This window comes from Cytobacillus firmus, assembly GCF_023715565.1.
Lineage (GTDB): Bacteria > Bacillota > Bacilli > Bacillales > Cytobacillaceae > Cytobacillus > Cytobacillus firmus_C.
On sequence record NZ_JAMBOJ010000004.1, the window covers coordinates 65,774 to 79,328 of the forward strand.

General features: G+C 41.4%; 12 protein-coding genes. 10 read left to right on the plus strand and 2 right to left on the minus strand.

Annotated elements, in window-relative coordinates:
- Position 1 precedes the first annotated feature (1 nt).
- From M3205_RS02525 to spo0A, 5 genes are all read left to right on the plus strand, one after another.
- Entirely contained in the window at positions 2-847 is an 846-nt protein-coding gene (locus M3205_RS02525) for a TlyA family RNA methyltransferase (protein WP_251168485.1), read from the plus strand.
- A 169-nt stretch (positions 848-1,016) separates the two neighbouring features.
- Complete coding sequence (gene ahrC / locus M3205_RS02530; protein WP_009332889.1) at positions 1,017-1,466, plus strand: transcriptional regulator AhrC/ArgR; 450 nt, start codon at positions 1,017-1,019, stop codon at positions 1,464-1,466.
- 84 nt (positions 1,467-1,550) lie between these two features.
- Positions 1,551-3,233 carry a DNA repair protein RecN gene (gene recN, locus M3205_RS02535; RefSeq protein WP_251168486.1) on the plus strand — a complete coding sequence of 561 codons (1,683 nt, stop codon included), beginning with the start codon at positions 1,551-1,553 and terminating at the stop codon, positions 3,231-3,233.
- Between the two features lie 182 nt (positions 3,234-3,415).
- Positions 3,416-4,705 carry a SpoIVB peptidase gene (gene spoIVB / locus M3205_RS02540; RefSeq protein WP_251168541.1) on the plus strand — a complete coding sequence of 430 codons (1,290 nt, stop codon included), beginning with the start codon at positions 3,416-3,418 and terminating at the stop codon, positions 4,703-4,705.
- A gap of 310 nt (positions 4,706-5,015) precedes the next feature.
- On the plus strand, positions 5,016-5,804 hold the full coding sequence (gene spo0A, locus M3205_RS02545; RefSeq protein ID WP_251168487.1) for a sporulation transcription factor Spo0A: 789 nt from the start codon (positions 5,016-5,018) through the stop codon (positions 5,802-5,804).
- A 116-nt stretch (positions 5,805-5,920) separates the two neighbouring features.
- Here spo0A and M3205_RS02550 read toward each other — a convergent pair whose 3' ends face one another.
- Entirely contained in the window at positions 5,921-6,061 is a 141-nt protein-coding gene (locus M3205_RS02550; protein ID WP_251168488.1) for a YycC family protein, read from the minus strand.
- A gap of 16 nt (positions 6,062-6,077) precedes the next feature.
- Positions 6,078-6,314, minus strand: coding sequence for a DUF2627 domain-containing protein (locus tag M3205_RS02555; protein ID WP_048008222.1), 237 nt, complete (start codon positions 6,312-6,314; stop codon positions 6,078-6,080).
- Between the two features lie 153 nt (positions 6,315-6,467).
- Here M3205_RS02555 and M3205_RS02560 point away from each other — a divergent pair, with 153 nt between their 5' ends.
- From M3205_RS02560 to lpdA, 5 genes are all read left to right on the plus strand, one after another.
- Positions 6,468-8,531 carry a sigma 54-interacting transcriptional regulator gene (locus tag M3205_RS02560; protein ID WP_251168489.1) on the plus strand — a complete coding sequence of 688 codons (2,064 nt, stop codon included), beginning with the start codon at positions 6,468-6,470 and terminating at the stop codon, positions 8,529-8,531.
- A gap of 181 nt (positions 8,532-8,712) precedes the next feature.
- A complete protein-coding gene (yqiS, locus tag M3205_RS02565) occupies positions 8,713-9,615 on the plus strand; it encodes a phosphate butyryltransferase (RefSeq protein ID WP_251168490.1) in 903 nt (300 codons plus the stop codon).
- 71 nt (positions 9,616-9,686) lie between these two features.
- Positions 9,687-10,781 carry a branched-chain amino acid dehydrogenase gene (gene bcd, locus M3205_RS02570; RefSeq protein WP_251168491.1) on the plus strand — a complete coding sequence of 365 codons (1,095 nt, stop codon included), beginning with the start codon at positions 9,687-9,689 and terminating at the stop codon, positions 10,779-10,781.
- Positions 10,782-10,956: 175 nt separating this feature from the next.
- The gene (gene buk / locus M3205_RS02575; protein WP_251168492.1) at positions 10,957-12,066 is read left to right on the plus strand and encodes a butyrate kinase; all 1,110 of its coding nucleotides are present in this window, start codon (positions 10,957-10,959) and stop codon (positions 12,064-12,066) included.
- A gap of 14 nt (positions 12,067-12,080) precedes the next feature.
- Positions 12,081-13,502 (plus strand): dihydrolipoyl dehydrogenase, encoded by a 1,422-nt coding sequence (gene lpdA, locus M3205_RS02580; RefSeq protein ID WP_251168493.1) that lies wholly within the window; start codon positions 12,081-12,083, stop codon positions 13,500-13,502.
- Positions 13,503-13,555 lie beyond the last annotated feature (53 nt).

The following is a 13,555-nucleotide window of genomic DNA, read 5'->3' on the forward strand; positions in this document are numbered from 1 at the left end:
TATGAAAACAAAGAAAGAACGATTAGACGTTTTATTAGTTGAAAGAGGTCTTGCTGAAACGAGAGAAAAAGCGAAAAGGGCCGTTATGGCGGGTTTGGTGTTCAGCAATGAAAGCAGATTGGATAAACCGGGCGAAAAGGTTAGTGAAGATATTCCGTTGACCATCAAGGGAAAGGTTATGCCCTATGTCAGCCGCGGAGGCTTAAAGCTTGAGAAAGCTCTGAAAGTTTTTGATTTAGAAATCGAAGGCAAGATCCTCCTTGACATTGGATCCTCAACTGGGGGCTTCACGGATTGTGCCCTGCAGAATGGCGCAAACATGTCCTATGCTTTGGATGTCGGGTATAATCAGCTTGCCTGGAAATTAAGGCAGGATGAGCGCGTTGTTGTCATGGAAAGGACCAATTTTAGGTATGTAACTCCTGCAGATCTTTCAGCCGGTATGCCTGATTTTGCTTCCATCGATGTTTCGTTCATCTCTTTAAAGCTTATATTGCCTGTATTAAAAACATTGCTGGTTCCAGGCAGTGACACAGTTGCCTTAGTGAAACCGCAATTTGAAGCCGGACGGGAGCAGGTTGGAAAAAAAGGAATTGTCAGAGATCCTAAAATACACGAAGCCGTCCTTGATAAAATTATCAAATTTGCTTTAAGTCTTGGCTATGATGTCAAAGACGTTTCTTATTCACCGATAACCGGCGGAGATGGCAACATAGAGTTTCTTCTCCATCTGTATTGGTCAGGCAGCAAAGAAGAAGGTGAAAATCTCCTTAAAGCCCCGACTGATAAGATTGTAAAAGAAGCCCACGCCGAACTGAAAACAAAGCAGGTTAAAGAAGAGGAATAGGCTGATGCCTGTTCCTTTTTTTAGAGGAATTTGTCGGGTAAGGACGAATTATAATAATTTATACGGGAAAATTGTACTTTATTGAGAAAATCAGCTAACATTATAATACAAAACACTATAAATAATTTTTTCTGCCTGCTGTCAAGCGGCTGATTATAGAGGTGAAAAAATGAATAAAGGGCAAAGACATATTAAAATACGCGAAATTATTACTAATAACGATATTGAAACACAGGATGACCTGGTGGATGAATTAAAAAACGCAGGGTTTAATGTTACCCAGGCGACAGTTTCAAGAGATATTAAAGAGCTTCACCTGGTAAAAGTACCGTTGATGGACGGAAGGTATAAATACAGTCTTCCGGCTGATCAGCGTTTCAATCCTCTGCAAAAGCTTAAAAGAAACTTAATGGATGCCTTTGTTAGAGTGGATACCGCAGGACATCTCCTTGTAATGAAAACTCTTCCGGGCAATGCCATGGCTATTGGCGCACTGATAGATAATCTTGATTGGGAAGAAATTCTGGGGACAATCTGCGGGGATGACACATGCCTGATCATTTGCAAAACCCCTGAAGACACAGAAGCCATTTCAAACCGCTTTCTTGAAATGCTGTAGATATTTTTCAAGCTCAGAGCGCCTGCCTCGATCGAGGTGTCGCAGCAGGCAAGGCGCTTCTGCTTTTCTAATGAGGTGATATGTTTGTTAAATGAAATAACCATACGAAATTTTGCTATTATCGAAGCCCTTTCTGTCTCTTTTGAAAAGGGCTTAACTGTTTTAACTGGTGAAACAGGAGCGGGGAAATCCATTATTATTGATGCCATTCACTTGCTGGCCGGCGGCAGGGGATCTGCAGAATTTGTCCGGCATGGTGAAGATAAGGCTGAACTAGAGGGGCTTTTTATCCTTGATGATCCAAAGCACCCTTGCTACAGGCGATCAGCTGAATTCGGGATAGAGATTGAAGATGGAATGATTGTTCTTCGCAGGGATATATCAAAGTCAGGAAAAAGCGTCTGCAGAGTGAATGGGAAATTAGTAACCATTTCTGCCCTAAGGGAAATCGGCAGTTCTCTTATTGATATACACGGCCAGCATGAACATCAGGAATTAATGAATGAAACCTTGCATCTTCCACTCCTCGATCAGTTCGGTGGACTGAGAATTACATCTTCCCTTTCGGAATACCAGGAAATTTATAGGTTATATGAAAGTACATTGAAAAAGCTTAAGAATCTAAGTGAGAATGAACAGCAAATGGCGCACCGGCTTGATCTAATTCAGTTTCAGCTTGATGAAATTCAGTCTGCACAGCTGAAACTGAATGAAGATGAGGACTTAATTGAAGAAAAGCGAAAGCTTTCCAACTATGAACGTATTTTCGATTCTGTTCAGTCAGGCTATAACGCTCTGCAAGGAGAGCAAAGGGGTCTCGATTGGATTGGAATGGTTATGGGATATATGAATGATGCTGCTGAATTGGACCCTTCATATAAAGAAATTGCGGAAAATGTGGCAAACAGCTTTTATTTGCTTGAAGATGCAGCCAGTTCCCTTCGTAATGAAATGGACTTTATGGAATATGATCCCCATAGGCTTAATGAAATTGAAACCAGACTGAATGAAATTAATGGATTAAAAAGAAAATACGGAAAAACAGTCGATGAAGTGCTGGAATACGCAGCAAAAATAGAAGAAGAAATCGAAACGCTGCAAAATAAAGAGACCCATATTGATAAGCTGCAAAAAGAAGTTGCTGCCCTGAAAAAAGACCTGATGGTTGAAGGGGAAGAACTGAGCAAACTGCGGAGAAAATCTGCCCTAAAGCTTACGAAGTTAATTCATAAAGAGCTTAAGGAATTATACATGGAAAAAACAGTTTTTGAGGTAAGGTTCTTTTCTGATCCCGAAGTTCTTTTAAAAAATGGAGTTGACAGGGCGGAGTTCTATATTTCGACCAATCCGGGAGAACCGCTCAAGCCTCTGTCTAAGATTGCATCTGGAGGGGAATTATCCCGAATCATGCTTGCCTTAAAGAGTATTTTCTCAAAACACCAGGGTGTTACAAGTATTATCTTCGATGAAGTGGACACAGGTGTGAGCGGAAGAGTGGCGCAAGCTATCGCGGAGAAGATTCATCATGTTTCCGTGGACTCACAGGTGCTTTGTATCTCTCACCTGCCACAGGTTGCAGCGATTGCAGATACTCATTTATTTATTGCTAAAAACACGAAGGAAGGGCGGACCAAAACTACAGTGAAGCCTCTGAATGAAGAAGAGAAGATAAAAGAAATCAGCCGTATGATTTCTGGAGTGGAAATTACCGATTTGACAAAAGAGCATGCAAAAGAGCTGCTGCATATGGCAAAACAGCTGAAATAATTATGATCCAATATCCGGTGTGCGCCATTAAGCAGTTCAGCGAGATCTAATACCTTGAAAAGCTATCCAAAGCAGGATAGCTTTTTTTATGTCACTGGCAGTTATAAATGCCATCGATGCAGGCAAAATTAAAGATGTAGCCATTTGACGTGGATGGACTAGAAGCGAGGAGAGTGAAAAATTTGATATATGATGTTTTGCGCAAAATAATTGGTGGAATTCTCCTTGTTTCATTAATTGCTTTAGGTTTTTCCAAGCCTGTTCAGGAATATTTGCAAATACCTGCAAATATTACCCTTTTTGAAGGGCAGCAGCTTGATATTGCAAAGGCAGAAGCAGTGTCATCCGGGCTGTCCATAGATAATACAAGTGTGGCTCTTAAAGAAGGTAACCATTCGATTTCGCTTTCAGCAAAAGAAAATGGAAAAAATGAAATGCTTCTCGAACTGGCAGGTTTTCCGATAAAGAAGGTTGATGTTAATGTCTTAAAAGATTTTAAAGTAATTCCAGGAGGGCAATCAATCGGGGTTAAACTAAATACAGTAGGTGTGTTAGTAGTGGGGCACCATCAGGTTAATACGGCTGAAGGAAAAGCTTCTCCAGGAGAAATGGCCGGGATAAAAATCGGAGATATCATTACGGAAATCAATGGTAAGAAAATTGAAAAGATGTCAGATGTTGCCCCTTTTGTTCAAGAAGCGGGTAAAAGCGGCAATCCGCTCCAAATCATTGTCAGCCGTGAAAGCGGGAAGGTGAAAACGGAGCTGACTCCTCTTAAAGAAAACGGGGAAGAAACCTATAAACTCGGTTTATATATACGTGACTCAGCAGCGGGCATTGGGACGATGACTTTCTATCACCCGGAAACGAAAAAGTATGGAGCACTCGGACATGTTATTTCCGATATGGATACAAAAAAACCCATTGTTGTTGAAGACGGCCAAATTGTAAGATCGACTGTTACTTCCATTGAAAAAGGAAGCAATGGCAATCCTGGTGAAAAACTTGCACGATTTTCCTCAGATAAAGAAATAATCGGGAATATTGTCAGGAACAGTCCTTTCGGGATTTTTGGGGAATTAAACCGCGACATGAAAAATGGGATCTTTGACAAACCGATGCCAATAGCATTATCTCATCAAGTAAAAGAGGGAGCCGCTCAAATACTGACTGTAGTGGACAATGATGAAGTACAATTGTTTGATATTGAAATTGTCAGCACGATACCGCAAAAGTTTCCGGCAACAAAAGGAATGGTCATAAAAGTGACGGATCAGAAGCTCCTCGATAAAACAGGTGGGATTGTACAGGGGATGAGCGGAAGCCCGATCATTCAGGATGGCAGGATTATTGGAGCGGTAACTCACGTGTTTGTTAATGATCCTACTTCAGGATATGGTGTTCATATCGAATGGATGCTAAATGAAGCAGGCATCAATATATATGAAAAAGCTGAAGAAAAAGCATCTTAATAAAGGATGGATCTAAAAAAGGCGGGTGAAATCCCGTCTTTTTGATTTTTTGTTAAAAAGACGATAATTAAAGATTTTTCGACAACAATACACGAATTGCAAAGAGTATGGCGAAACTGGTCGAAAACAGAAGAAAATAAAAGAAAAAATAAGGTTTCGCTGGTTTTTTAAGAAAATTTCAAAAAAGTAGAGGAATTTTTGTTGCATTGTCGAATTTCTCATTTAGAATAGAACATAGATATCATAAAAAAGTGCGTGTTCTAAATGAACATACATTAAAGAGACCATAATGGGCCGAGGAGGAAAGTAAGTGAAAAAAATAAAAGTTTGTGTTGTGGATGATAATAGGGAACTGGTCGGGCTTTTAGAGGAATATATATCTTCCCAGGAGGATATGGAAGTTTCGGGTGTTGCACATAATGGACAGGATTGCCTCGACATTTTAGTGCAGACACAGCCTGATGTTCTCGTGTTGGATATCATCATGCCTCACTTGGATGGACTTGCTGTACTCGAGAAAATGAGAGAATTAAATTTGAATACACTTCCTAATGTAATTATGCTTACTGCATTCGGCCAGGAGGATGTCACCAAAAAGGCCGTGGATTTGGGAGCATCTTACTTTATTCTTAAACCATTTGATATGGACAATTTGGCAAGCCATATCCGTCAGGTCAGCGGAAAATCCAGCTCATTTCTCCGCAAACCCGTTCCATCTTACCGTCCCCAGGCAGAAGCGAAGCCGAAGAACCTGGATGCCAGCATTACGAGCATCATTCATGAAATTGGCGTGCCTGCTCATATTAAAGGATACTTATATCTTCGTGAAGCTATTTCAATGGTGTACAATGATATCGAGCTGCTCGGTTCCATTACAAAAGTGCTGTATCCTGATATTGCTAAAAAATTCAATACGACTGCAAGCCGGGTTGAACGTGCGATCCGCCATGCGATTGAAGTTGCCTGGAGCCGTGGTAATATAGATTCAATCTCCTCTCTTTTCGGATATACAGTCAGCATGACTAAAGCAAAGCCGACTAATTCCGAGTTTATTGCCATGGTGGCAGATAAACTTCGTCTCGAACATAGGGCTTCTTGAAAGGGTAAGGACTTTTAACAAATTTTATTTAATCTGCTGCGCTCCTATTGGGGCGTTTTTTATTTTTCCTCATGAAAAAAAGTTCAGTTTGAATACTTCAAACTGAACCTTTACTTTTATTTGTTTTCTTCTTTCTCAAGCTCCATCATTTTTTGAATCAAGATATGCTGGGGCATGTGCATGATTTGCTCAAGAGGAAGATTTAGTTTTTCAGCGAACTTTAATGCTGTTTCAGCTGATATCTGCATCGGCTTCACTATTATCCCCTACTAACTATTTAGATTTAAAACGATCCTGGACTTTGTTTCTTTTTCGGTCACGATAAAGAATAAACCCTGCGATGAAGCCAAGCCCTATAATCAAGAAAAGGAAACCTGACACAAATTGAAGCCATAAATATGGAAATGGGCTTTGCAGGATGCCAAAGACCATATCTCTCATTAATTTTATCCCATACACAGCCAATATGCCCGGCAGGAGTAAAATTAATAAAGCAATTAGTCTTATCATAAAAAAATTCCCTTCAAATCGAGTTGCATACCGAAATCATAAATCATTAAAGAAATTTGTCAAGTGCTTCTGCTATGCTAAAATAAAACATGAAGAATATTGCAGAAGTTTCTATTGATCATGCAAGAATTTTCAATGAAAGCAGGTATGACTATGCAAACAGTGATGATTGTCGGTGCGGGAAAAGGCGGTACCGCAATCCTGAAAATAATAAAAGAAACGGCAGTTTTGGATGTAAAAGCCGTGGTGGATATCGACCCTGATGCCGAAGGGCTTCTGCTCGCCAATGAAAGCGGCATCCCTACAGGTGCTGATTGGCGACAGTTCATGGAACAAGATATTGACATCATTATTGAAGTTACCGGAATTGAGCAGGTGTTTATCGACATTAGGGAAGCCAGAAGCAAAAATACGGTTCTAATACCTGGAAGTGTAGCTTTTTTAATCGCGAAATTACTTGAGGAAAAGGAAGAGCTGATTTCAAAATTCAGAAATGAAACATACAAGCATGACTTGATATTTAATTCGACCGATGATGGAATGATTGTAATAAATAACCTAACTGAAATTATAGTCTTTAATCGCAGTGCGGAGAAAATGACAGGAATAAAGAGGAAAGACGCTTTAGGGAAAAAAATTAATGAAATCATTACCGACAGCATGCTTCCCAGAGTTATGGCGACAAGGAGAATTGAAGCGAATCAGGAAATGACTTTAGCTAACGGCCTCAAGATTATTACGACAAGAATACCTATGCTCGGTGAAAATAATGAATTAATGGGTGCCTTTGCTGTTTTTAAGGATATTACAGAAGTAGTTTCCCTTGCGGAAGAAATAACGAATTTGAAAGACATACAGACGATGCTTCAGGCAATTATTCAATCAAGTGAGGAAGCCATCTCAGTTGTTGATGAAAATGGGGAAGGGATTTTGATCAATCCGGCATACTCCAGGCTTACAGGGCTGGAAGAGGAAAAGGTAATCGGAAAGCCTGCTACAGCAGATATATCAGAAGGTGAAAGTGTTCATATGAAGGTCCTTCAAACGCGTAGAGCTATGAGAGGTGTGGCTATGAGGGTTGGGCCAAAGAGAAAGGATGTAATTGTAAACGTTGCGCCTGTTATTGTTGATGGGAAATTAAAAGGGAGTGTTGGTGTTATTCACGACGTTTCGGAAATTCAAAATCTGAACCGTGAATTAAACCGGGCCAGACAGATTATTCGTACCCTGGAAGCGAAATACTCATTCGAGGATATAATTGGAACATCTGAAGAGATGACCATTGCAATCGAACAAGCGAGACTTGGAGCTAAAACTCCTGCCACTGTATTGCTGAGAGGAGAGTCCGGGACAGGTAAAGAGCTATTTGCCCATGCTATACACAATGCGAGCGACCGAAAATATAACAAGTTTATCAGGGTAAATTGTGCCGCTTTATCAGAATCTCTTTTGGAAAGTGAATTATTCGGTTATGAAGAGGGGGCATTCTCGGGTGCAAAAAGAGGAGGCAAAAGAGGTTTATTTGAGGAAGCTGATAAAGGCAGTATTTTTCTGGATGAAATTGGCGAGCTGACAGCTAACACTCAGGCGAAGCTGCTCAGGGTTCTTCAGGAACATGAAATTACAAGAGTGGGAGGGACCAAGCCTATTTCAATTGATGTCCGGATTATTGCCGCGACCAATGTCAATTTAGAGAAAGGAATTGCAGACGGCACCTTTAGGGAAGACTTATACTACAGGCTGAATAGAATGCCCATACATATTCCTTCTTTAAGACGCAGGAAGGAGGACATTCCTTTGCTGTGCAGCAGACTTATTCAAAAGATAAACCAGGAATATGGACGGAATGTTGAAGGTGTGACAGAACAAGCAGTGGATAAGCTGATGGCCTATAATTGGCCGGGGAATGTGAGGGAACTTGATAATATCCTAGGCAGAGCCATCATTTTTATGAATTACAACGAAACGCAAATAGAAGAACGGCATATTCCAGATCTGGGTGCCAATAATCCGTCACCCACTATTGAAGTAAGTGAAGAAGTGCAAAATAAATCATTAAATAAGATGGTTGAGCAATATGAGGCTAGAGTAATCAGGCAAACTCTTCAAAAGCTGGATGGAAATAAAACTAAGACAGCTAAAGTGCTCGGACTCTCAGTCAGGAACCTTTACTACAAATTAGAGAAATACGAAATTGCAAAATATGGCATGCAATAGATTTCATAGTGTGCAATAAATTGCATGATTCGGTTTGGTGAATAAAGCGTTTTCACGTTATTAAAGTTGGCACACTTCTTGCAAGTATAATAAACGGAAGAACATCAAGAAAATGGCGTCGATCATTTTAAGTTTCCTGAACCTAAGACGCCTGTGTTTTTCATGTAAGGGGGTTGAACAGATGACATTGGATTCGCTTCTAACGAAAGCAACCCAATATGGTGAGAAAACGGTAGCCGTAGCTGCAGCGGAAGACGAAGAGGTTCTCGAAGCAGTTGCAGAAGCAATTAAGCTGAACTTAGCAAGTTTTTTATTGTTCGGGGATGAAGGGGAAATCCGGAAAATCCTGAACGGGAAGCATAGAGAAGCATCAGAAAGCCCTATAGTTGAAGTTGTTCATACGGACTCGGCAGCGCATGCAGCGGAATTGGCAGTAAGGGCTGTGAAGGAACAGAAGGCCAATGTGCTGATGAAGGGTAATATCCCAACGGCAGGCATTTTAAAAGCTGTCTTAAATAAAGAATTTGGCTTAAGAACAGGAAATGTTTTATCACATGTGGCTGTTTTTGAGGTACCAGGTTTTGAACGGTTTACAATCGTAACGGATGCAGCTATGAATATTGCACCTGATCTTAATCAAAAAGCACAAATATTGAAAAATGCCGTTCATATTGCAAGAAGCATAGGGATTGAAAATCCTCTGGCAGCTCCGATTGCTGCAGTCGAGACTGTTAATCCTGCTATGCAGGCTACTTTGGATGCTGCTGCATTAACTGTTATGAATCAAAGAGGGCAGATTAAAGATTGTATAGTCGATGGTCCTCTGGCTCTGGACAATGCTATTTCTTTTGAAGCAGCTGAACATAAGGGAATCAAAAGCAAAGTTGCCGGACAGGCAGATATTTTATTGGTGCCGACTATAGAAGTTGGGAATACTTTATATAAATCACTTGTCTACTTTGCAAAAGCAAAAGTAGGAGCTGTTATAGCAGGAGCAAAAGCGCCAATCGTTCTTACTTCAAGGGCTGATTCGGCTGAAAGCAAGGTTTATTCATTGGCATTAGCGATATGCTCAGCAAATTAATTTGCTGATATTCGGCATTAATATTAATCAAACGAACATAAATTTTTCATAATCCGGGGAGGAAATAGAACATGGAAATCTTCAAATACTTAGAAACTTACGATTACGAACAAGTGGTGTTTTGCCAGGACAAACAATCAGGCCTAAAAGCTATTATTGCTATTCATGACACTACTTTAGGACCTGCGCTTGGCGGTACACGCATGTGGACTTATGAATCTGAAGAGGCAGCTATTGAGGATGCTTTGCGCCTTTCACGCGGCATGACTTATAAGAATGCAGCAGCAGGCTTAAACCTTGGCGGCGGTAAAACAGTAATCATCGGCGATCCGCGCAAAGACAAAAACGAAGAGATGTTCCGTGCTTTCGGACGTTACATCCAAGGGTTAAATGGACGCTATATTACGGCAGAGGACGTAGGCACAACTGTAGCTGATATGGATCTGATTCATGAGGAAACAGATTATGTAACAGGTATTTCACCTGCCTTTGGTTCTTCAGGCAACCCTTCACCAGTTACAGCTTATGGCGTATACAGAGGAATGAAGGCAGCAGCAAAGGCTGCATTCGGAACTGACTCTTTAGAAGGCAAAACAATTGCCGTTCAGGGTGTTGGAAACGTAGCGTTCAATCTTTGCCGTCATCTGCATGAAGAAGGTGCACAGCTAATTGTAACAGATATTAATAAAGAAGCAGTTCAGCGTGCGGTTGAAGAGTTCGGGGCTAAAGCAGTTGAACCAAATGAAATTTATGGTGTTGAGTGTGATATTTATGCACCATGTGCTTTAGGCGCAACAGTTAATGATGATACAATTCCGCAGCTGAAAGCAAAAGTAATTGCCGGGGCTGCCAACAATCAGCTTAAAGAAACCCGCCATGGTGATTTAATCCATGAGATGGGCATTGTTTATGCACCTGATTATGTAATTAATGCAGGCGGAGTTATCAATGTTGCAGATGAACTGTACGGATACAACCGTGAACGTGCAATGAAAAAGGTTGAAACTGTATACAATAATATTGAAAAAGTTATTGATATTGCTAAAAGGGATGGAATTCCGACATATAAAGCGGCTGATCGTATGGTTGAGGAAAGAATTGAAAGAATGCGTAATTCGCGCGGACAATTCCTTCAAAATGGCCATCATATCCTGAGCCGCAGATAGTTTTTAGGAGGAAGAGGAATTTTGCCTGTCTTCCTGAAAGGCAAAGCGCTGAATTATGAATTCAGCGTCTTTGCCTTTAAAAGCATAGTAGAAAAAATGCAGCGGCAGATAAAGTACCCTGAAGTAAGAGTATGCTTTTACAAGGGAGATTTCCGCTCTTTATGGAGGTTTAAATGTGCTAGAACAAGAAAATCGAATTCTCGTCATCAATCCGGGATCCACTTCAACTAAGATTGGAGTTTTCGATAATGAGATCTCTGTCCTGGAGAAGACATTACGCCATGATGCAGATGTCATTAACTCTTATGAAAGTATTATCGATCAGTATGAATTCCGCAAGCAGACCATTTTAGAGACGCTGGATCATGAAGGAATCAATATTTCCAAATTAAGTGCAGTGTGCGGCCGCGGAGGGCTGCTTCGCCCAATCGAAGGAGGCACCTATTCTGTTAATGATGCTATGCTTGGGGATCTTCGTGCCGGTTTTGCTGGTCAGCATGCTTCTAACCTTGGCGGAATTCTGGCATATGAGATTGCTTCGGGTTTAAATATTCCATCGTTCATTGTTGATCCGGTTGTGGTTGATGAACTGGACCCAATTGCCCGTATTTCAGGCTTTTCAATGATAGAAAGAAAAAGTATTTTCCATGCTTTGAATCAGAAAGCTGTTGCCAGGAGAGTGGCTAAGGAGCTCGGCAAAAAGTATGAGGAGCTTAATCTGATCGTCACACATATGGGCGGAGGTATTACTGTTGGAGCTCATAAAAAAGGCAGAGTAGTAGATGTCAATAACGGACTTCATGGAGACGGGCCGTTCAGTCCGGAACGGGCAGGTACAGTACCTGCCGGTGATCTGGTGGGACTTTGCTACTCCGGCAGCTTTTATCGTGAAGAAGTGATGAAGAAGCTTGTGGGACAAGGCGGTCTCGTTGGTTACCTGGGAACAAATGATGCCGTAAGGGTTGAAAAGATGATTGAAAGCGGAGATGAGAAAGCAAAGCTTGTCTACTCTGCAATGGCTTATCAGGTGGCTAAAGAGATCGGTTCTGCCAGTGCAGTACTTGGCGGAAAGATTGATGCCATTATCCTTACAGGTGGTCTTGCCTATGGCAAGGGCTTTGTAAAAGAAATCAGTGAGCGGATTAACTGGATAGCAGATGTCATCGTCCAGCCTGGTGAAAATGAACTTCAGGCACTGGCGGAAGGTACACTTCGCGTCCTGCGCGGTGAAGAGACTGAAAAAGAATATCCTGGAAAAACAGCTGGGAAAGCAGCATTGAAATAGAAGGGGGAAGCAACTTGGCACAGGAATATGATTTGGTGATTTTAGGCGGAGGCACAGGCGGTTATGTAGCAGCCATCCGTGCTTCACAGCTTGGTTTAAAAACGGCAATCGTTGAAAAAGGAAAACTTGGAGGAACTTGCCTTCATAAAGGGTGCATACCAAGCAAGGCGTTATTAAGAAGTGCTGAAGTGTTTGCAACTGCAAAGCACAGTGAAGATTTTGGCGTAATGACAAGTGATGTATCAATCAATTTTGGTAAGGTGCAGGAACGAAAAAACAAGATCGTTGATCAGCTTCATAAAGGTGTTCAGCATTTGATGAAGCAAGGCAAGATTGATGTATTTGAAGGCACAGGCCGAATCCTTGGACCTTCAATTTTTTCTCCAATGCCAGGGACAATTTCTATTGAAATGAACAATGGGGATGAAAATGAAATGCTGATCCCTAAAAATGTTATTGTAGCAACTGGATCTCGTCCCCGTACCCTGACTGGATTGGACATTGATGGACAACTTGTGATGACTTCGGATGAGGCATTAGCATTAGAAGAAGTGCCAAGCTCTATTATCATAGTTGGTGGCGGAGTCATCGGTATCGAATGGGCTTCGATGTTATCAGACTTTGGTGCAGATGTAACTGTAATTGAATATGCTGACCGCATAATTCCTACAGAAGACAAAGAAATTTCAAAAGAAATGCAGCGCCTTATGAAGAAAAAAGGAGTCAAAATTGTTACTGGAGCAAAGGTTCTTCCTGAGACCCTTAAGAAAGGTGAAGGAGTAACTATTTCAGCTGAAGTGAAAGGTTCCCAAAAGGAATTTTCTGCTGAGAAATTGCTTGTTTCTGTGGGCCGTCAGGCAAATACAGAAGGCATCGGCATTGGAAATACGGATATTCAAATTGAAAAGGGATTTATTGTCACGAATGAATATTTCCAGACAAAGGAATCACATATCTATGCTATTGGCGATGTAATTGGCGGACTTCAGCTCGCACATGTTGCTTCTCATGAGGGAATTGTTGCAGTGGAGCACATCGCAGGCCAGAATCCTTCTCCAATTGACTACAGCCTGGTTTCTAGATGCATATATAGCTCACCGGAAGCAGCAAGTGTAGGATTAACAGAGGATGAAGCAAAGGAAAAAGGCCATAATGTGAAAACTGGCAAATTTTCATTCCGGGCAATTGGAAAGGCGCTTGTATTTGGCGAATCCGACGGGTTTGTAAAAATTGTGGCAGATAAAGATACCGATGATATTCTTGGTGTCCATATGATCGGACCGCACGTAACAGATATGATTTCAGAAGCAGGACTTGCGCGCGTTCTCGATGCAACTCCATGGGAAGTAGCACATACTATCCACCCGCATCCGACGTTATCTGAAGCAATCGGTGAAGCTGCCCTTGCTGTAGATGGAAAAGCAATCCACGGATAAAAATCCAAATAATTAAAAAAGTCCAGGTCCCAAATGGGAGCCCGGGCTGATAC

What these genes read in the sequence shown, in the direction of transcription:
- M3205_RS02525 (WP_251168485.1), top strand. Translation starts at nt 2, where the DNA reads ATGAAAACAAAGAAAGAACGATTAGACGTTTTATTAGTTGAAAGAGGT.
- ahrC (WP_009332889.1), top strand. Translation starts at nt 1,017, where the DNA reads ATGAATAAAGGGCAAAGACATATTAAAATACGCGAAATTATTACTAAT.
- M3205_RS02555 (WP_048008222.1), bottom strand. Translation starts at nt 6,314, where the DNA reads ATGATAAGACTAATTGCTTTATTAATTTTACTCCTGCCGGGCATATTG.
- M3205_RS02560 (WP_251168489.1), top strand. Translation starts at nt 6,468, where the DNA reads ATGCAAACAGTGATGATTGTCGGTGCGGGAAAAGGCGGTACCGCAATC.
- yqiS (WP_251168490.1), top strand. Translation starts at nt 8,713, where the DNA reads ATGACATTGGATTCGCTTCTAACGAAAGCAACCCAATATGGTGAGAAA.
- bcd (WP_251168491.1), top strand. Translation starts at nt 9,687, where the DNA reads ATGGAAATCTTCAAATACTTAGAAACTTACGATTACGAACAAGTGGTG.